Origin of the sequence: Tundrisphaera lichenicola (assembly GCF_051175385.1) — a bacterium.
In the GTDB taxonomy this organism is placed as follows: Bacteria; Planctomycetota; Planctomycetia; order Isosphaerales; family Isosphaeraceae; genus Tundrisphaera; species Tundrisphaera lichenicola.
This window is the reverse complement of the sequence record NZ_CP195106.1, coordinates 2,534,092-2,552,733: the sequence shown is the minus strand read 5'-3', so window position 1 is coordinate 2,552,733 and position 18,642 is coordinate 2,534,092. Positions and strand designations below refer to the sequence as shown.

The following is an 18,642-nucleotide window of genomic DNA, read 5'->3' as shown; positions in this document are numbered from 1 at the left end:
GACGCCGAAGATGCCACGTCGTACCTTCCTCGGAGATTGCTCGAAGGCCGTCGCCGGGGCGGCCGGGATCGTGAGCCTCGCCGCGTCCTCGGCAAGCTCCGCCCCCGCGAACCGCATCCAGCTCGCCGTCATGGGCTTGCGGGGCCGGGGCAAGGGCCTGGCCCTCGGCTTCGCCGCCATGCCCGACGCGCGAGTCTCCCACCTCGTCGATGTCGACGAGAACCTGCTCGGCCCGCTCGCCCGCGAGGTGGCCGAGCGGCAGTCCTCGGAGCCGAAGGCCGCGACCGACATCCGGAGGGTCCTGGAAGATCCGTCCGTCGACGCCCTGGTGATCGCCACGCCGGACCACTGGCACGCGTTGGCGACGGTCTGGGCCTGTCAGCACGGCAAGCATGTTTACGTCGAGAAGCCGGCCTCGCAGACCTTGTGGGAAGGCCGGAAGATGGTGGAGGCGGCCCGGAAGTACGACCGGGTCGTGCAGGTCGGGACCCAGAGCCGGAGCGCCCCGCACTACCAGGAGATGATTGAATACGTCCGATCCGGCAAGCTGGGCGAGGTCCACATGGCCAAAGCCTGGAACAGCCAGCTCCGGTCCAATATCGGTCACACGGCCGACTCGGAAGTCCCGAAAGGGGTCGATTACGACCTCTGGCAAGGCCCCGCGCAGCGTCGAGCGTTCAACCCCAACCGGTTCCATTCGACCTGGCACTGGAACTGGGACTACGGGACCGGCGACATCGGCAACGACGGGATTCACGACCTCGACATCGCCCGATGGGGGCTGGGCGTGACTGCCCCCGCCTCGGTCTCCTGCGTCGGCGGCAAGTGGGCCCACGACGACGACCAGCAGGTGCCCGACACCCAGGTCGTCAGCTTCACCTTCCCCGAGTCGAAGGCGATCCTGATCTACGAGCAGCGGCTCTGGTCTCCCTACGTCCAGGAGGGCTACGAGAACGGAGTCGCCTTCTACGGGACCAAGGGGTATATCCTCGTCGGCCGGTCGGGCTGGCAGATCATCGGGGCCGGCAACAAGCCGATCCCGACCGCCTCCCGCCCCTTCGCCGACGAGCCGCACCGGCGCGACTTCCTCGACCGGATCCGGTCGGGAGGTCGGCCCAACGCCGACATCGAGGAAGGGCACCACTCCGCCGTCCTGGCCCACCTGGGGAACATCGCCTATCGGGTCGGTCGGCCGTTGAGCTACGACGCGAAGGCCGAGACGATCCTCCACGACGCCGAGGCCGTCGCCCTCCTCCGGCGCGATTATCACAAGGGCTTCGAGATCCCCGATCAGGTCTGAATCCGTTGATATCCCCGTAGGGCAGGGCTCGCCCTGCCGAGTCCCCTGACAAGGCAAGGCGAGCCTTGCCCTACGGATTAGGGTCTATTTCAGGGTCTCCAGGGGGTGCCGGTCGCGATCCCCGAGGGGAAAGGTGACCGGCCCGCCCCGGGCTTGCGAGGCGTAGCAGGCCAGGATCATCTCGATGGCGGCCCGGCCGTCGTAGACGCTGGCCCGGGGCTGGGTGTCGGCCTCGACCGCGTGGATCAGGTCGTCGACGATCTTCCGGTTCCCGTCGATCAGGTCGTTCTTCGCAATCGACTCGGGCTTCCCGACCCCGTCGCTGGTGATCTGGACCCAGGCGGTCCCCGAGGCCCCGCTCCAGGAGGGGTCGGCCAGGAGGTGGGCCTCGGGGAGCCAGCCCGTCCCCAGGTCGATTCGCCCCTTCGAGCCCAAAATCTGGATCCCGAATCGACGGCCCGGCTCCTTCGGTCGGGACGTGGCGAAGTAGGCGACGGCCGGGCTGTCGACGAAGCCATACATCGCATCGACCCGGTCGCCGGACAGCGGGCCGATCCCCTCGGCACCCTGCCGGACATCGCCCCGGGTGATTGGTCGCCCGCCCTCGGTGACGCGGGCGAAACACCACCGGACCTCGCCCAGGAGACCCCTCACCAGGTCCATAATGTGCGTGCCGAGGACCATCAGGTCCTCGCCACCCCCTCGCCGATCTTCCTTGCCCCGCCCCCGGATTTCGAGGACTTCCCCGATGGCTCCGTCGGCGATCAGGGCTCGGACTTGCGCATATCGCGGGCTGTAGCGGGTCTGGAATGCGATGGCCAGCTTGGCATGCGACCGTTCGCAGGCCTCAACGATCGCGTCGCAATCGGCCAGACTCGGGGCCAGCGGCTTCTCGGAGAAGACGTGGATGCCACGCTCGGCGCAGTCGACGATCATCTCCCGATGGCAGTCGAGCCATCGAGGGGCCACTGCGACGAATTGCGGCTTCTCGCGGTCGAGCATCGCCCGGTAGTCGGCATAATCCCGGCTCACGCCCAGCCGCTTCGCCGCCTTGGCCCGCCCCGCCGGGTCCTCGTCGGCAACGGCAATGACCTCCATCTTGGGGTGATCCCGCAAGGCCACGTCGAGACCGTGGCCATAGTCGCCCCGGCCCGTCCGGCCAATTACCGCTGCTCGATAAGGTGGGCTGAACATGAGTGGGTTGTTACCTCGGATTGATACGGACTGAATCGCTACAGTTCAGACACCGATATTCGTCCGGACGTCGAAGCAACGGTCAACCGCCGTTCATACTTCAGCCGTGTCACCGAAATCATGCCGGTCTGCTTCAATAAGCCCCTTGAGTTGACTCGGTTTCATCCCCAACCATACCTGTCTTCTACGGATTTCCGTGTGTCCGAGCACCACGGCCTCGACCGTCGAGCCGATCGGCGGGTAGAGTTCGGGCGTCATGCCTCCCCGGTCCACGAAGTCGACGATCTGGACCAGCCCCAGAGCTACCGGGTCTGCCAGGTCCACGAAGATACCAAACGGCCGATGCTCGACAACGACGCCAGTGACCAGCATCCCCGTCGGGAATCGCTGCTTGGCCTCCTCCCACGCTCGGCCGGCCTGGTCGTCCATGAAGTTTCACCTATAGTTCAGCGAGTTCAACGAAGTCATCTCCGTGACGGATGGGACGTGGCCTCGGTCAGCGACCATCGAATCGATTGGCGGCGTTAGCACTGCGATAGATCGTCGCGACTCGATCTTTCAAACTCGCCTGGCCCCGGATCAGGATCGGCCGAGGGGCCAGCATTCCCAGAGCCTCGGGGATGTCCAGGGTTCGCAGGACGTTCAGCAACGCGGGGGCCTCGGGGTCCATGTGCGACCCGGGAGGGTTAGACAGGATGACCTCGCCGATCTCCGGTTCGAGCAAGGCCGCATAGGCGGCGATCACTCCCGCCGAGCCCTCTCCGGCCACGACGATGGGAAGCTTCCCGCCATGAAGGGCATGGAGGTATCGGGCCACGGCCGCAACGTCCTGGACCCGGCCGCCGTCCACCGTCCGGCCCAGCAAGGCGTGGGCCCTTCGGACGTAGTTGGGAGGGTTCTGATCGCTCCAGCGAGTGGCGCCGATTCCGCGAGGCTGGAGGAGTTCGATCGCGTCCCCTTCCCGCCGGAATTCCCGGAACCAGCCCGCGTCCCCCTCGTCGCTGCCGGAGACGACCAGGATGATCCGTCGAACCTCGTCGGTCTTTTCGGCCTTGGCCACGCTTTGGAGAGGAAGAACGATCCCGCCCTCGGTCTCCAGCGAGACTCGATCCTTCGACCCGCCCTCGATGGGGCGAGCGGGCGGAATCCGATCGGGAAAGCTGTGGAAGGTCAAGCGGCGGAGGTCGCCGAGGAGCCGATCCTTCCACGCGTCGTACTCCCCGACGGTCGGAAGCTCTACCTGGGCCATCGGGACGAAGTCGCGGTCGATGGTGCCATTCCGCCGATCGGTCGGGAGGTCGGCGTCGGTTGGGAAGACGCGGAGCTTCGCCGGGTCGATTGGGATGCCCTTGCGATTCCGCAGATCCTTGATGAGGTCGACCTCGCTGTCCATCACCGGTTTGGGGTCGGCTTTCAGATAAGAGTTGAGGAATCGATAGGCCGATTGTCGGATGTCCTTTCGATAGTCGTGCCCTCCCACGCTGACCACGGCGTCGACCCGGTCTCCGGCCCCGAAGAGGGAGTAGAGTTGCTCCAGCCGGGCGATCACCCGCTCATTCGCGTCCATCGGGAAGATGGCGTCGTCGTCGCTGTTCACGAACAGCATGGGCCTCGGGGCGATCAGCCCGGCAATCCTGGTCCAGGGCCATTGGAACGAGTTGTACAGGAACATGCAGTCGCAATGGCCGTCGACGACCTTGTTGGCCACGTAAGATTGCAGGTCGGCCATGCCGCTCACCGGCACGGCGACCTTGATCCGATCGTCGGCGGCGGCGATCCAGTAGGTGGCCGCTCCCCCGCCGCTGATCCCGGTCACGGCCAGGCGATCGGGGTCTACGTCGGGGCGACCGGTGAGGTAGTCGAGCCCCCGGATTCCGTTCCAGCACTCGACCCCCGCCGGGGTATAGCCTCGCGAGTGCCACCACCATCGGCCTTCGCGGTAGGTCCCGTGGTGAATCCCGGGGATTTCCCCGAGCTGGAGCGTGTCAACGACCAGACAGATATAGCCGTGGCGTGCGAACCAGATCCCGTGGGACTGGAATGCCGCCTTCACCCCGTCGCGGCCCATCCCCGAGTGTCCGCAGACATAGAGGACGGCCGGGAGCCTGGCCCCCGGCTCGACCTTCGACGGCCGGTAGAGATTGGCCGTGACATAGAGCCCGGGCATGCTCTGGTAGTGGAGCAACTCGACCGTGAAACCGTCCCCCTCGACCGTGCCCGTGACGGTCGCATGCAGGGGCGTTCGCGGGGGGATCGGCGAGAGGCCGAGCATCGAGAGATACTCGTCCCGCGATCGGGCCTGGACCGCTTCCCAAGCCTCGGCATCCTCGACGCCTTCGAGGAAATGCGAGTCGAGTTCGTTCGCCTCGCTCGCGAGATAGGCCCGGATCATCCGGTCGCCGGGCCGTTCGGCCTCGTCGTCCGCGATCCCGCAGGCGACCGCCACCAGGAGCACCACTCCACCCATCAGGATCATGGCTTCCCCTCCCAATTCAGCCGCCTCGGGGTCCCGGGAATCTTTCAACGAGAGGCGTCGCCGCCGGCCGCCGCGATCACGCTGTCCAGGGTCACGGGGGTCCCGCCTCGTCGCTTGCTCTCGTCGGCCGCCTCCATGAAGGCGAAGATCTCGATGGTCTCCGAGGCCGAGACGGGAGCCTGGCCGGTCCGGAAGAACTGGCAGACCTCGACAAGGAGCGGCTCGTACCCGCCGGCCCCCCGGGCGAAGACCACGTCTTTCGATCCGAAGGCCAGCGCGGTGTACTCCGCCTTCCCCTTTCGGATCCCCCGGAACGTCCCGATCCGGCCCCCTTCCCAGATCCCGGCGACGAGGTCGGTCCCGTCGGTGCTGACGCGCGTGACCGAGAGGCAGCCGGTCCCCATCACGGTGAAGAGCGTCTCGACCCCGTGGATCCCGTACCAGAAGAGGTCGGGATGATGCTCCTCGGTCGGGCTGGGGCCGGACGTGGCACAACCTTCGACCTCGCCGAACTTCGGATCCCCCCGGAGTGCCTGGATTGAAGGGGTGTAACGCAGCGACGAGCTGGAGAAGCAGGGGGTCTTGTACTGCTCGGCGAGCTTGAAGATCTTGATCGCGTCGGCCAGCGACCCGGCGACCGGCTTGTCGACGAAGACCGGCTTGCGGGCCTTCAGGACCGGCTCGACCTGCTTCAGGTGGGGACGACCGTCGACGCTCTCCAGGAGGACGACGTCCACCTTTTCCAGGAGCGCCTCGATCGAATCCACGATCTCGACATGAAACTCATCCCGAAGCTGGCGGGTGAATCCCTCGATCCGGGTCCGGCTGGACTCCACGTCGGGGCTCCCCCCTGGGTAGGCCGCGACCACCCGGACGCCTTCGAGGCCGGGCTTGGGGCTCTCGGCGTTGAGCGCCTTGGTGAACGCGACGACGTGCGAGGTGTCCAGGCCGATGATCCCGGCGCGGAGCGGCTTCGGGGCCTCCGCCTGGCCGAAGGCGACGGTCGAGGAGAGGGCGAGGATCAGCGGTGCGATGAGTGGACGAAACACGGTGGGACGACTCCGGGCAAGGGTTGGGGGATTCGGCGACAATCAGGCCAGGAGGCCCCGGATCACGACTTCGAGGTACTCGCGAGCTCGACGGGCCAGGGCGTCGACACCCTCCGGGTCGTCGGGCGCGGGCAGGATGGGGGCGGAGATATTCTCGCAGCAGAGGGGGATCGCCCGCCCGGTGAAGGCCACCGGTTGGAGCAGTCGGTAATGGTCGATGACCCCGAATCCGGGCCCGCAATCCTGGTCCCTGGGGAAGTTCCGGTGGTCCTTGATGCAGAAGCTCCGGACCACGTCGGCACACGATTGGATGTCGGGGATCGGGTCGACATCGAGGTAGTCCATCACATTCCCCGCGTCGTAGTTGACCATCACCCCCTCGTCGCCGACCTCGCGAATGATCGAGGCACAGGCCGCCCCGGTGCCGGTCTCGCCGCCGTGCTGCTTCACGACGATCGTCACCCCGTGGTCGCGGGCGATCGGGCCAAGCTCGCGGAACCGCTCGATCCAGAGCTTGCGGTTGCCCCCCTTGGTGTGGCCGAAGGTGAGGACCTGAGGGATTCCCGCGGCCGATGCCTGGCGGATCCGGGATTTCAGGACGATGGGGGCCTCGGGGGCCTCGGGATAGATGCCCGAGAACATCAATACGGGGTCCAGGCCCAGGTCTCGACACTTCCGGCCGAGTTCCCTCGCGCGATCGGGAGGGGCGTCGGGAGCGATGACCGGCACTTGCGATGCCCCCTCCTGGTGGCTCGTGCCCCAGGCGACATGGCGAAACCCGGCCGACCGGATGCCCGAGAGGGCACGATCGAGCGGGAATCGCGAATAGGGCAGGGTCATGCAGGCGATCTGGAACCGGGTTGCCGTCGAGGGCTCGGCCGCCCTCGCGTGGTTCGAGGCGGCCAGGGTCGCGATCCCGGAGGCCGCGGCCCTGAGCCAGGTCCTTCGATCGAGGTTGTCGATCCGGGTCGGGTGCATCCGAACTCCTCCCTTCGCAACCTCATTGGAATGTGGACTGGCCGGGGATGGCCACCGAGGAAGGCGGGGGCGCGGCGTCCCAATCGTACCGGGACGGGCGGAGGTCCTCCACCGAGTTCAGGGCCATCTCCCAGGTGATTTCCTGCCCCGTATAGGCGGCCATCCGCCCCATGATCGCCAGGAGGGTGCTCTTGGCCATGTATTCCCCGTTGTTGACCGGTTGGCCCGCGCGGATGCCGGCGAACATCTCGTCGTGCTCGGTCTGGTACATCTCGTTCTTGGGGCCGTCGTAGATCCACTCGCCGCCCGGGGTCTTGATCCAGAGCCCATTCTTGCGTTCCGAGAGGTTGACCCGACCCTTCGATCCGAGTGCCTGGATGCTCATGTCGTTCTTGCAGCCCGGTTGCTGTCGGCACTCGCTGACCAGCCGGGCTCCGTCGGGGTATTCGTATGTGACCGAGAAATGGTCGTAGATCTGGCCATACTCCGGCTCGGTCAACACCTGGCGGCCGCCCATCCCGATGGCCCGGATGGGGTAACGGTCCTTCATCAGCCAGGCGCAGGCGTCGAGGTGGTGGACATGCTGCTCGACGTTGAAGTCGCCCGAGAGCCAGGTGAAGTTGTACCAGTTGCGCATCTGATAGGTCATCTCGGACCAGTCGGGCTGGCGGGGCTTGGCCCATCGACCGCTCCGGTAGTCGTTGGCGAAGAGCGTGACGATCTCGCCGATAGCCCCGTCGTGAACTCGTCGGACGGTCTCGCGGAATCCGCTGTCGGACCTGAGGCAGAGCCCCGAGACCACCGAGAGCTTCCTGGCTTTCGCCAGGGCGCAGCTCTCCAGGACCGAGCGGACCCCTGGGGCGTCGACCGCGACCGGCTTCTCGGCGAAGACGTGCTTGCCCGCCTCGATCGCCGCCCGGAGGTGCATGGGTCGGAAGTGGGGCGGGGTGCAGAGCAGGACGACGTCGACCCCCGAGGCGATCAGCCTCTCGAACGCGTCGAAACCGACGAACTTGCCGTCGGGGCGGACGTCGACCTTGGGGCCGGCCTTCTCGTCGGATCTCAGGAAGGAGAGGCTTTCTTCGAGGCGGTCCTCGAAGGCGTCGGCCATCGCGACGAGCCGGGCCGCCGGGTCGGCGGCGAGGGCCTGAGTGGCCGCGCCGGTCCCCCGGCCTCCGCAGCCGATGAGGCCAACCCGGATCTCCTCGCCTCCCGAGGCGTGGACGCTGGGCAGTAGGGCCAGGGTCCCGGCGGCGGCGGTGGTGCCCAGAAATCCCCGACGGGTGGTCGATGGTCGCATGGGAGCCCCTCTCAATGGTTCAATGGGGACAGCTCGAATTTGCGGACGAAGAGTTCGAAACCTTCGGTTTGCAGGAGGATCTCGCCCGCCCTTGGGGAGACCTCGTAAGCCTTGTTGACCGTCACTCCGTTGACCCGGATCTCGATCCGATCCCCTTCGCAGAGGCATTCCACCCGGGTCCATTCCCCTTTCGGGCTCTCCACGTCGTCCCGGCCTCTGGTGTCGAGGAACTCTTGAAAATCCGGGTCATGCTTCGACCACCAGAGTTGCCGGTCGCCATGGAAGACCCGAGGGGTGCCCCCTTCCTTCCATCGGGGTCGGTTGTCGGGTCCGAGCACGACATCGCTGGTAAGCTTGACCCGGCCTGGCTCCTCGCCGGGGATCACGATCAGGTCGCCGACGCAACCCTGGGCGAGCTGGCACTCGACCGAGGCTTTCCAGGTCCCTTCGGGGCCTCCTTCGGGGCCGGTGGCGTGTAGGAGGATGCCCGAGTTCCGGACGAACTTCCCGCCATCGGTCCGCTCACCCCATCGGTATTCGACGACGAGGCGATAATCGCGGTACGACCGGTCGGTGGCGAGGTAGCCGAACCCATCTCCCGAGATGTGGAGCAGGCCATCCTCGACCCGGAAGACCCGTCGAGGGTCGTCCTTGCCGGTGTCCTTGAGCCAGGATCGAAGTCCCGTCAGATCCTTGCCGTTGAAGAGGCGGATCACCCCGCCGGGTCGGATCGCGGCCGGTCCCGGTTCATCCCCCATCGACCGGTCGAGGATCGACCCCAGTCCAATCACCAGGCACGCCGCTTTAATTGTCATCCGGGACATCGACCCACTCCTTCTTTGCGAATGGAGAGCTTGCCGTCGACGACGCGGGCAGGAACGGGAAGAGCTTCGACCGGGCTTCGAGGTCCAGGGGGGCCCCATACTCCGAGACCTCGAAGGCCTCGATGTAGCGGACCCTGGCGCCGGCCTCGGGGCCGTAGGTCCGGAGGAGCAGGTCTCGATGCCGATCGGCGAGCGGGGCGATCCGGGAACGGATCCGCCCGGCCAACCATGCCTTGCGGGCGTCGTCCCCCTCGGGGACCTCGCCCATGTTGCCGGCGTTGAAGGGGAGCCACTCGTAGAACTGGGATTGGTGGCAGTGGAGCATCCCCACCAGATCTTCGAGGGTGTCTTCGATGTCCACGACCACGTGCGGCTCGAAGCGGCACGGCTTCTTGAAGGCGTCGGAAAAGTAGAGGATCACCGGACTCCTGGCCAGGTAGGGAGTCTCCGGGCAGACGGCGGGTACGGTCAACAGATAAGAGGCGTCCTGGACCAGGAGCCCGGCGAACCGGTGGTCGGGGTGGTAGTCGTTCGATCGGTGGGTGATGATCAGGTCGGGGCGGAACTCGCGGATCAGCCGGATCACCCGATGCCGGTTCTCCAGCCGGTCGTCGAGCTCTCCGTCGGGGACGGGGCCGACGTCGTAGGTCGCCCCGATGACGGCGGCGGCCTCGCGGGCCTCCTCCTTCCGACGCTGGGCTATCTTGTCCCCGTAGTCGGTCTGGTGCCCGCCCCGGCCGTCGGTCAGGCTAACCAGCCGGACGACATGGCCCAGGGAGGACCACTTTGCCGCGGTTCCCCCGGCCTTGATGTCAGGGTCGTCGGGGTGAGCCCCCACGATCAGGATTCGCGACGGCTCGTCCGTCATGGGTCGATGGTCCTCGGAGGGCGGGGGGGGAATACGGCGAGTCGAGGTTCAAGGGGTGTTTTCGGCGACACGCCCCGGTGGTCGAACTCCCGAGCCGGTCCGCTTCTCGATCGAGTCGCCGAGGTCGTCGCGGGCCTTCTCGGCGATGTCCAGCAGCTTCTCGACGACTTCGGGGTGTTCCTTGGCCACGTCGGTCGACTCTCCCAGATCGGCCTGAAGGTCGTACAACTCGGGCTGTTCGATCTTGCGCTGTTCATATCTGGCGGGCACGCCGTCCTTGCCGCCGGGCCGACCCCCCAGGGTCCGGTATCCGTGGGGGAGCTGGAGCTTCCAGTGCCCGTCGCCGCTGACCACGGCCTGGAGTTGGTTCTGCTCGTAATAATAGAGATAAGCCTCGTGAGGGTTCGTGGCGCCCGGTTCCCCGGCCAGGATCGGCCAGACATCCAGGCCGTCGATCGCGTGATCGGGCAGGCTGGCCCCGACCAGATGGGCGATCGTGGGGAAGAGGTCGATGGTCATCAGCATCGCGTCGGATTCGGTCCCGGCGGGGATCCGGCCCGGCCACCTCATCAGGCAGGGGACCCGGACTCCACCTTCCCAGCAAGTCCCCTTGCCCTCGCGGAGCGGCCCCGCGCTGCCGGCGTGGTTGCCGTAGCTCAACCAGGGGCCGTTGTCGCTGGTGAAGATGACCAGCGTGTTCTCTTCCAGGTCATTCGCCTTCAAGGCATCGAGGACCTGGCCGACCGACCAGTCGATCTCGGCGATCACGTCGCCGTACATCCCCCGGCCATCGACGCGCGGGACCCCGTCGCCCACGGCCAGGGGCACGTGCGGCATGGAATGGGCCAGGTAGAAGAAGAACGGGACATCCTTGTGACGCTCGATGAACGAGACCGCCCGTTTGGTGTAGGTCGCCGTCAGCAGTTTCTGATCGTCCGGGGTCACATCGGGGTCGATCGCCACTTCCCCTTCGATCAGGGGGAGGGTGGGATAGCTCCCCTTCTTGGCCTCGGGATGATGGGGCCACATGTCGTTGGAGTAGGGAAGGCCCAGATACTCATCGAAACCGTGGCGGGTCGGGAGGAACTGCGGGAGGTGCCCCAGGTGCCACTTGCCCGACATCCCGGTGGCGTATCCCCGGGATTTCACGATTTCCGCGAGGGTCGTTTCGCCTTCGGAGATCCCGTGCCTGGCCTTGGGACCGAGCGCCCCGTGGATGCCCAATCGATTCGGGTAGCATCCGGTCAGGAGGGCCGTTCGCGAGGCCGAGCAGACCGGCTGGGCGACGTGGAAGTTGGTGAACTTCCGCCCCTCTCGGGCCAGTCGATCCAGGTTGGGCGTGGCGTAATCCTTGGCCCCGAAGCATCCGACATCGGCGTATCCCTGGTCGTCGGTGAAGATGATGACGACGTTGGGCGGTCGATCGTCGGCGAGGAGGGTGCAGACATCCAGGAAGAAGCAAGTCAGGGCGACGGATAAGGTCAGACGGGTCATTCTCGGTTTCCTCTCGGCCTGCCCCCGATCCGCATCGTCTCGCCTCTCAGATTGCGACAGACCGGGAGGCCGGTCAAGGGCCCAACCCCTCCTTGATCGCGGTGAGAGGGGACCGGAAGTACATCGGGAATGCCACGCCTTCGGGGGTTTCTCTCCAGGGAACGGTTCGACGATCCGATCAATCTGTTATTCGGGTCAAGAATCCTTCGAGGATCGGCGTCCGCCATCCTTCGGAGGTCGATCGATCAAGGAGGATCGCCATGCCCAGGATCAAGCCCCGGTCTCGCCCGGTCGTGGATACCCTCGAAGAGCGGGTAGTCCTGAGCACCTTGAGGACCTTGACCCCCACCGCGACCCCATCGGCCGTCATGGCCACGACCCGGACACTCCCGAAGATCCCGGTCGAGACGACCGCACCGGAGTCTTCCTCGGCGACCCCGACGACCACGACCCGTTCCCTGCAGAAAGTCCAGGCCCTGGCGACCGCTTCCTCGACGGTTTCGCTCCCCAGGGCGACCACCATCCGGTCACTCCCTACCCTCTCGACCAACCGGGCGAATGCGGTCCAGGTGGGATCGACCAGGACGGTCAAATTGTCGAAGACGATGGCGTTAGCCTCCCAGGTCCAGGCCTATCGGTCGAACCTGTCCGCCGCGACCACTCGCGTCCTCGGCTCGAACGGGGCAGGTCGGCAGGCCACCTCCTTCAAGGTGGGCCTCAACGCGAGTACATTCAAGCCGGCAATCACCGTCAGCTCCACGGCTCGGATCCCGGTGGCGACCAACGTCGCCCGACTGGGGAAATGAGCCCGTTCGGGACAGGAACCGGGGCGGGACCAATCCGCCCCGGAGATCCTTGATGAATCAGAGCCGGGGGGCGGCGGGCTTGATGGGGGCCTCGAACGCGTTGGCCCCGCGGACCTTCATCTTGCGCCGGAAGACCTTGTCTCCAGCGGTGACGTAGAGGATGTCGAAGTCCTTGCCGCCGAAGCAGAGGTTTGATGCTTTGCCATTGGGCGTGGGCAGGATCACGTTGACCCGCCCGGCCTGGTCGCAGACCTGGACACCCATCCGGGTGGCGACGTAAAGCCGACCGTCGCGGTCGGTCCGGATCCCATCGGCCCCGCTGTCCTCGGCCGTGTCGGGGACGTGGAGCCGGTAGAACTTCTGCTTGTCGGCGAGCGAACCATCGGGCTGGATCTGGTAGCTGTAGACCCAGTGGCTCCGCGCGTCGGCCACGTACAGGAGCGACTGGTCGGGCGAGACCGCCACCCCGTTGGAATACCTCAGGCCGGTATCGACTACTTTCTTCTCGCCGCCCGGGCTGATGTAGATGACCTGGCTCGAATCCGGCCCGACCCCCCCGGGGAAGGTGACGTAGAGGCTTCCATCGTGGCGGACCGTCAGGTCGTTGCCGCGAATCCCCTCGGCGATCACCTTCGGGTTCAACTGGGCGTCGTAGGCGATCACTTGCTGGGGGCCGGTCGCGACCACGAAGAGGCGGCCGTCGGGGCCGAACATCTGGCCGTTGGCCCGTTTCGAGTCGCTCAGGAACGGCGTGACTACGCCGTCGAGGCCGACCTTCCAGGTCTTGCTCTCGGGGATGTCATTGAAGAAGACCTCGCCCTTGGCGTTCACGGCCGGCCCTTCGGTGAATTTGTACCCCTCGCCGACGAGTTGCCACCCTTCGCCGGGGATGACGATCTCGCGGAGTTGCTGCGAGCCCGAGCCCGCCTTCACCGGCGCGGGGTAGTCTTTCCAGAGCCACTTGATCGCCGAGGGGAAGACTTTCGTGGCATGGCTCTGTGGTCCGGCGTTGTGCCCTTCGTCGCCCCAGGCGTGGTCGACTTCATAGCCGGCGAAGGTCAGGGCCCGCTCCATCTCCTGGTTGGCCATCCACCAGTCGCCCCCGTAGATGTTCAGGTCCTTCGAACCATCCTGGAGGAAGACCCGGATCGGCTTGGGCTCGACCTTGCGGATCAGGGTCGGGTATTCGTTGCCGCCCCGGAGCCCGACATAGGTCCCGATCGTGCTGAAGACCCGGCTGAAGGCATCCGGCCGCTCCCAGGCGGCTGTGAAGGCGGCGATGGCCCCGCTGCTGGCCCCGGCGATCGCTCGATCATTCCCCTCCTTCGAGAGCTTGATCGCCCGACCGTCGGAGGTCGACTTCGTCTCGACATCAGGCAGCAATTCTTCCAGGACGAACCGGGCGTAGGCGTCGCCGAGCCCGTCGTACTCGAAGCTCCGATTGAACCGATCGAGGGCGTTCTCGGAGATCGCCTTGACCCGACCCGGCTGGACGAAGACGCCGATCAGGACGGGGATTTCCTTCTTCTCGATCAACTCATCGAACACCTCGGGCGCCTTGTACTGGATCCCGTCCTGGTTCACGTAGACGCACGCCGGCCTGGCGGGGTCGTATTGCTTCGGGACGTAAACCCAGTAGTCGCGGGTCGTCCCCGGGAAGATCTTGCTATCGGCGAAGGTATATTTGGTGACCTCGCCCTGAGGAGGCTTGGCCTCCTGGGCGATCAGGCTCGACGGAATGAGCCAGAGCAGAGTCGAGGCGAGGAGAGCCGGGGAGGGCTTCATGGATGAAAGTCCGATAATTTGTTTGTGGTGGGCGTGTATTATTGTCTCCCCCTCCCCCCCGGGAGAAGGGCCGGGGGGGAGGGACATCGCCCTCGGTCGACGGTTGCTGAAGGCAGGCGGAGTCTCGACGGTTCGACAGGCGACGGATTTCTCGGCTGTTCACTCGGGCGCCTTGATCTCGCGGACCCAGATGTTCCGGTATTTCACCGGGTTCCCGTGATCCTGGAACGCGAGCGGACCCTTGGGGCCGTGCGGCGAGTACTTGGCCAGGGCCCGGAAAGTCATCGGACCCAGGAGCTCGACGTGGTTCTGGACCAGGACCCCGTTATGAAGGGCCGTGATGTAGGCGGGGGTCTCGACCGACCCGTCTTCCTTGAACTTCGGCGCGGTGAAGAAGATGTCGTAAGTCTGCCACTGGCCGGGGGGTAGCGAGGCGTTGACCTGGGGAGGATGCTGTCCGTAGACGGCCGAGGCCCCGCCGTCGGCGTAGGTGATGTTCTCGAAGCTGTCGAGGACCTGGACCTCGTAGCGGCCCATGATCAGGACCCCGCTATTGCCCCGGCCCTGGTCGGTGCCCTTGGGCGGGTCCGGGGTGGCGAACTCCACGTGGATCTGGGCGTCGCCGAACTCGTCCTTCGAGGTGATCGTCCCGCCGTTGGGGGTCCCGCCGGGTGGGACGATCATCGCGCCATCTTCGACCTTCCAGCCGGGCTCCTTGCCGTTGATCTGCCACTTCGAGAGATCCTTGCCGTCGAAGAGGACGACCGCGTCGGAGGGGGCCTTGCCCGGGGCTTCCTGGGTGCTGGGGGTCCCCGGGGTCACGATCGGGGGCTGGGGCCGGTCGCCGTCGTGGACGTGCCACTTGCCGCCGGGGAGCATCGGCGTGTCCTTGTAGCCGATCTTGGGCTTCTCCCTGGTCTGGGCGAGGGCGCCAAGGGTCAGTCCGGCCAGCGCGAGCGCGGTCGCGGGGAAGACGATCATTCGTCTCATGGTCATCATCTTCGGTCCGGGAGAGGTCAAGGCCCACGTCCCCGGCCGCGAGGCCCGTCGCCCCGAGGCCCGGACGGGACTCGAAGCGCGATTCTAACGGAGCCGGGGACGGGAGGTCAGGCCCGACCGCCTATTCTTCGGACGGGGTCGGATTCCGGAGGGACGGCCAGATCCGGGTCGTCGAGGAATCAGGCATCCTCGTGATCGGCGAAGAACTCCCGCATCGCGACCTTCTTCGCGGCGGCGATCGAGTCGGACAGGACCCGACGATCCTCGACGCTCATGGGGCGGAATTGCCGAGCGATCCGGGCGTTCTGCTCGATGAATTCGGGCCTGGGCATCCCGCAACTGGCCAGGCTGACCGGCAGCGAGAGCGAATATGTCAGGAGCTTCTCGATCGGCGCGGCGTCGACGATCTGACCCTGTCCGAACACCTTCATGGCGATCACCCCCATCCGCTTGCGGACGGCCACGGGCAAGGCCAGCTCCTCGAAATTCCCCCGGGGCATCAGGGTGGCTTTCATCCCACCCGGGGCGTCGTCCATCCGGGCGAATCCGGCATTGAGTGCCATCTGGGTGGCGTCGAAGTCGTGACGTTCCAGGGCCAGGGCGAGAGCCGAGGGGTCGGCGTGGCAGGTGATCCCGATGAATCGAGCCAGCTTCTGGTCGCGTGCCTCGTAGAGGACCTTCAGGACGCCGTCCGGGGCCTCGATCGCGGCGAGGTCGGCCGGACTCTTGAGGTCATGGATATGGAGCACGTCGAGCTGGTCGACCTGCAACCGCTCGAGGCTCAATTCGATCTGTCGACGCGCGTCATCGGCCTTCCGGGCGTTGATTTTGGTGGCCAGGGTCACCTGCTTCCGCCGGTCGGGCATCAGCCGGCCGATCCGTTCCTCGCTCTTGCCGTTTCCGTAGGCGTGTGCCGTGTCGATGTAGGTGATCCCCAGGTCGATCGCCCGGGATAGGGCTTCGAGGGCCTGGTCCTCCCGCTCGTACATCAGGAACCGACTCCCCGAGCCGAAGCCGAGCGACGAGACGGTCAGGCCCGTCTTGCCGAAGGAGCGGAGCGGGATCGACGGGTCGTCCGCGGCGCCGATCGAACTGGCGACCGCCATCCCGGCGGCGGCGGCGCTCCCAAGGAACTCGCGACGGTTCAGGTTCATCGATCGGACTCCGGGATGGTCGAGAAGGATCGGCCGATCTTAATCGAATCGGGCGTGCTCGTCGCGAGGGAAGCGGCACGCCTCGGCGAGTTCGACCGCGCGTCGGCCCTCCGAACTGGAAGGCCGGCCCGCGATGACAGGGGACCGATCTTCGGTCTCTTCGCAGGTTCTTTGGGTGGGAGTCGGCCCGAAGAGGGGTCACAGCATCGTGTTTCCCGGGACACAGCATCGTGTCCCAGGAAGCCCTCTCCGAGGCCGAATATCCGATGAGCGGCGGTCCAGTCCGAAATTCGTGATAAGGAATATTTTCGTTTGTTATTGTGAAATTGTGAAATTAAATGGGTTGTTCAGCCGTAAGCAGGATGGGACAAACCGGACGATTGACAACCATGGGAAAACGATCCGCTCGTTCCTGAAAGCTAGGATGTACCCGGTGGCCTGTCACTCAGGATAAACCTGACGGTGTTCTCGGGGCTTTGCAGGTTGTCACGATTATGGGTGGGCTGATGTTCCCTGTTGTAGGGTCAACGGGTTGAAGAGGGTTGGCTCTCCAGTAGGGTTCCACCGGGGAAGGAAGCGATGATCTCAGTACCGGCGGCGGCTTCGGAGCGGATCGAGAGTTGCCCGCCCGCCAACGCGGCCCGCTCACGCATCCCCAGGATACCCAGGCTAGAGCCTTCTTCCGCCCGGCTCGTCGCCTCGGTCACGTCGAATCCGACTCCGTCGTCCGTGACGATCAACTTCAGGTGATGATCCTCGAGCGCAAGCTCGAGCTTGACCGAGGTCGCCCGGGCGTGCTTCGAGCTATTGTTCAGGGCCTCCTGCGCGATCCTATAGCAGGCGGTTTCGATCTCGGGGTCGCATCGGTCGATCGATGGATCGGCGAGGAACCGGGCCGGGATCCCGGCCCGGTTCACGAGCGATCGGAGGGCCGGGACCAGCCCGAAGTCATCCAGGAGCGAGGGGCGGAGTTCATGAGCCAGGGTACGGACCTGCCCGATCGCGCGATCGATCAGCGACCTCGCCACATCCAGCCGATCAGGGACGACCGGATCCCCTGGCGGACCGGATGCCGGACGGAGGTTGAGCTTGATCGCCATGAGGATCTGGCCGGTCTCGTCGTGAAGCTCTCGGGAGATCCGCCTACGCTCGACCTCCTCGGCGGCGATGAGTCGAAGTGAGAGCGATTTGAGCCTCGACTTGAATTCCCGAGCTTCCTCGACAAGCGCGGCTTGCCTGAGCCCGATGGCGATCAGGCTGGCAAACTCGCGGGCCATCGCCAGCTGTCCGGCCGAGAAGCCCTCGCGACGATCCGAGTCGAGCTCGAGCAGGCCGATCCGCCCGATACGATCGCGGAGCTGGAACTCGACGAAGGGGCGCCGGTCCTCCGATCGGAACCCCTGGCGGTTCGGGACGAGTTCGCCCCCAGGATCGGCCGCGAGCGAGAAATCGAATCCGTCGTCGAGATTCTCCGAGGGAGGCATTCCGGACCTCCCGCCCGTGCTCCTCTCGTCGAACAGGGCGAGAGTCCTGGCCTGCCGGGCATCGAGGTCGAACAGGGCCACGCGACCTCGAGAGATCGGAATTTGTTGGGCCAGGAGGCGAAGTGCGGTCTCGGCGATCTCCCGGGGCGACTTTGATTCCAGGATGGCCCGGTCGAGTTTGTCCCGGTTCCGCAGTCGATCGGCGATTGATATTTCTTTCTCTCGATTGGTGTCGTCGTGCCAGGCGACCACGATCCCATCGTCAATCCTCGCGACCCGGGTGGCGAAGGTCCGGGATGGGTCGCCTCCGAGGGGATGACCACCCAGGATCAATTCGCGAATTTCGCCCGGTTTTCCCGCGTCGAAGGCGAGGCAACACAGATCGAAGATTCCCGAATCACGATGAAACGGGAAGGAGTCCAGGAGCATCCTCCCCATCAGCTCTTCGCGAGCCCGCAAGGCATGTCGGCAACACGACTCGTTGATGTCACCAATCCGGAAGTCGATGATGCATTCGCGCTCGTCCCGGACCGGGTCGAGAATCATGAGGCATTCGCGAAGGGCGTCGACAGAAGCACGGAATCGCGCGGGATCTCCCCGAGGTGGGCGGCCCGGGGATCGATCATCGACGGGGTTATTCACCGGAAGTCTCCCTTCGAGGGTGCGAAGCCGGTCTGGTTCGCGAACCGATCCAGGGGGTACTCTCTCGGGCTCTCGCGGTTTTCGGCCGTGTGACGGCTCAAGGGGCCGGGTTGGGTCGCCGCTCTCCACTCTTCAAACTATCACCGATCCGACCCGTTACGTAGGGCGCAGGGAGAGAAACCGATCCGACCTGGCCCGGTTCGGATTCGCGGTAGATCGTCTCCCCCGTCCCGACCTGCTAGACTGACCGGGGCCTGGATGCCGTCCTCGCTTTCGATCGTCGAAGGCC

General features: G+C 65.8%; 15 protein-coding genes. 2 read left to right on the top strand and 13 right to left on the bottom strand.

Annotation, left to right across the window (positions count from 1 at the left end; all coding sequences use genetic code 11):
- Positions 1 to 10: 10 nt before the first annotated feature.
- Complete coding sequence (locus P12x_RS10075) at positions 11 to 1,300, top strand: Gfo/Idh/MocA family protein (RefSeq protein WP_435010736.1); 1,290 nt, start codon at positions 11 to 13, stop codon at positions 1,298 to 1,300.
- An 84-nt stretch (positions 1,301 to 1,384) separates the two neighbouring features.
- Here the strand turns inward: P12x_RS10075 and P12x_RS10070 are convergent, their stop codons facing one another.
- From P12x_RS10070 to P12x_RS10030, 9 genes are all read right to left on the bottom strand, one after another.
- Positions 1,385 to 2,494, bottom strand: a complete 1,110-nt coding sequence (locus P12x_RS10070; protein ID WP_435010735.1) for a Gfo/Idh/MocA family protein — start codon at positions 2,492 to 2,494, stop codon at positions 1,385 to 1,387.
- 93 nt (positions 2,495 to 2,587) lie between these two features.
- Positions 2,588 to 2,923, bottom strand: coding sequence for a S1 RNA-binding domain-containing protein (locus P12x_RS10065; protein WP_435010734.1), 336 nt, complete (start codon positions 2,921 to 2,923; stop codon positions 2,588 to 2,590).
- A gap of 67 nt (positions 2,924 to 2,990) precedes the next feature.
- Positions 2,991 to 4,970, bottom strand: coding sequence for a prolyl oligopeptidase family serine peptidase (locus tag P12x_RS10060; RefSeq protein WP_435010733.1), 1,980 nt, complete (start codon positions 4,968 to 4,970; stop codon positions 2,991 to 2,993).
- Positions 4,971 to 5,014: 44 nt separating this feature from the next.
- The gene (locus P12x_RS10055; protein ID WP_435010732.1) at positions 5,015 to 6,019 is read right to left on the bottom strand and encodes a Gfo/Idh/MocA family protein; all 1,005 of its coding nucleotides are present in this window, start codon (positions 6,017 to 6,019) and stop codon (positions 5,015 to 5,017) included.
- A gap of 42 nt (positions 6,020 to 6,061) precedes the next feature.
- Positions 6,062 to 6,997 (bottom strand): sugar phosphate isomerase/epimerase family protein, encoded by a 936-nt coding sequence (locus tag P12x_RS10050; protein WP_435010731.1) that lies wholly within the window; start codon positions 6,995 to 6,997, stop codon positions 6,062 to 6,064.
- A 22-nt stretch (positions 6,998 to 7,019) separates the two neighbouring features.
- Positions 7,020 to 8,297 (bottom strand): Gfo/Idh/MocA family protein, encoded by a 1,278-nt coding sequence (locus P12x_RS10045; protein ID WP_435010730.1) that lies wholly within the window; start codon positions 8,295 to 8,297, stop codon positions 7,020 to 7,022.
- 11 nt (positions 8,298 to 8,308) lie between these two features.
- The gene (locus P12x_RS10040; RefSeq protein WP_435010729.1) at positions 8,309 to 9,121 is read right to left on the bottom strand and encodes a 3-keto-disaccharide hydrolase; all 813 of its coding nucleotides are present in this window, start codon (positions 9,119 to 9,121) and stop codon (positions 8,309 to 8,311) included.
- Positions 9,102 to 9,989: a PIG-L deacetylase family protein gene (locus P12x_RS10035; RefSeq protein WP_435010728.1), complete on the bottom strand. Its 888-nt coding sequence runs from the start codon at positions 9,987 to 9,989 to the stop codon at positions 9,102 to 9,104. The genes P12x_RS10040 and P12x_RS10035 overlap by 20 nt, the downstream gene beginning before the upstream one ends.
- Before the next feature lie 48 nt (positions 9,990 to 10,037).
- Complete coding sequence (locus P12x_RS10030; protein WP_435010727.1) at positions 10,038 to 11,483, bottom strand: sulfatase family protein; 1,446 nt, start codon at positions 11,481 to 11,483, stop codon at positions 10,038 to 10,040.
- Between the two features lie 260 nt (positions 11,484 to 11,743).
- On the opposite strand from P12x_RS10030, the gene P12x_RS10025 reads away from it, so the two are divergent.
- Entirely contained in the window at positions 11,744 to 12,289 is a 546-nt protein-coding gene (locus tag P12x_RS10025) for a hypothetical protein (protein ID WP_435010726.1), read from the top strand.
- 57 nt (positions 12,290 to 12,346) lie between these two features.
- Here P12x_RS10025 and P12x_RS10020 read toward each other — a convergent pair whose 3' ends face one another.
- The 4 genes from P12x_RS10020 to P12x_RS10005 form a co-directional block, all read right to left on the bottom strand.
- Positions 12,347 to 14,074: an SMP-30/gluconolactonase/LRE family protein gene (locus P12x_RS10020; protein WP_435010725.1), complete on the bottom strand. Its 1,728-nt coding sequence runs from the start codon at positions 14,072 to 14,074 to the stop codon at positions 12,347 to 12,349.
- Between the two features lie 159 nt (positions 14,075 to 14,233).
- Positions 14,234 to 15,064 carry a 3-keto-disaccharide hydrolase gene (locus P12x_RS10015; RefSeq protein ID WP_435010724.1) on the bottom strand — a complete coding sequence of 277 codons (831 nt, stop codon included), beginning with the start codon at positions 15,062 to 15,064 and terminating at the stop codon, positions 14,234 to 14,236.
- A gap of 188 nt (positions 15,065 to 15,252) precedes the next feature.
- The gene (locus P12x_RS10010; RefSeq protein WP_435010723.1) at positions 15,253 to 16,227 is read right to left on the bottom strand and encodes an aldo/keto reductase; all 975 of its coding nucleotides are present in this window, start codon (positions 16,225 to 16,227) and stop codon (positions 15,253 to 15,255) included.
- 524 nt (positions 16,228 to 16,751) lie between these two features.
- Entirely contained in the window at positions 16,752 to 18,257 is a 1,506-nt protein-coding gene (locus P12x_RS10005) for a GAF domain-containing sensor histidine kinase (RefSeq protein ID WP_435010722.1), read from the bottom strand.
- Positions 18,258 to 18,642: the final 385 nt, after the last annotated feature.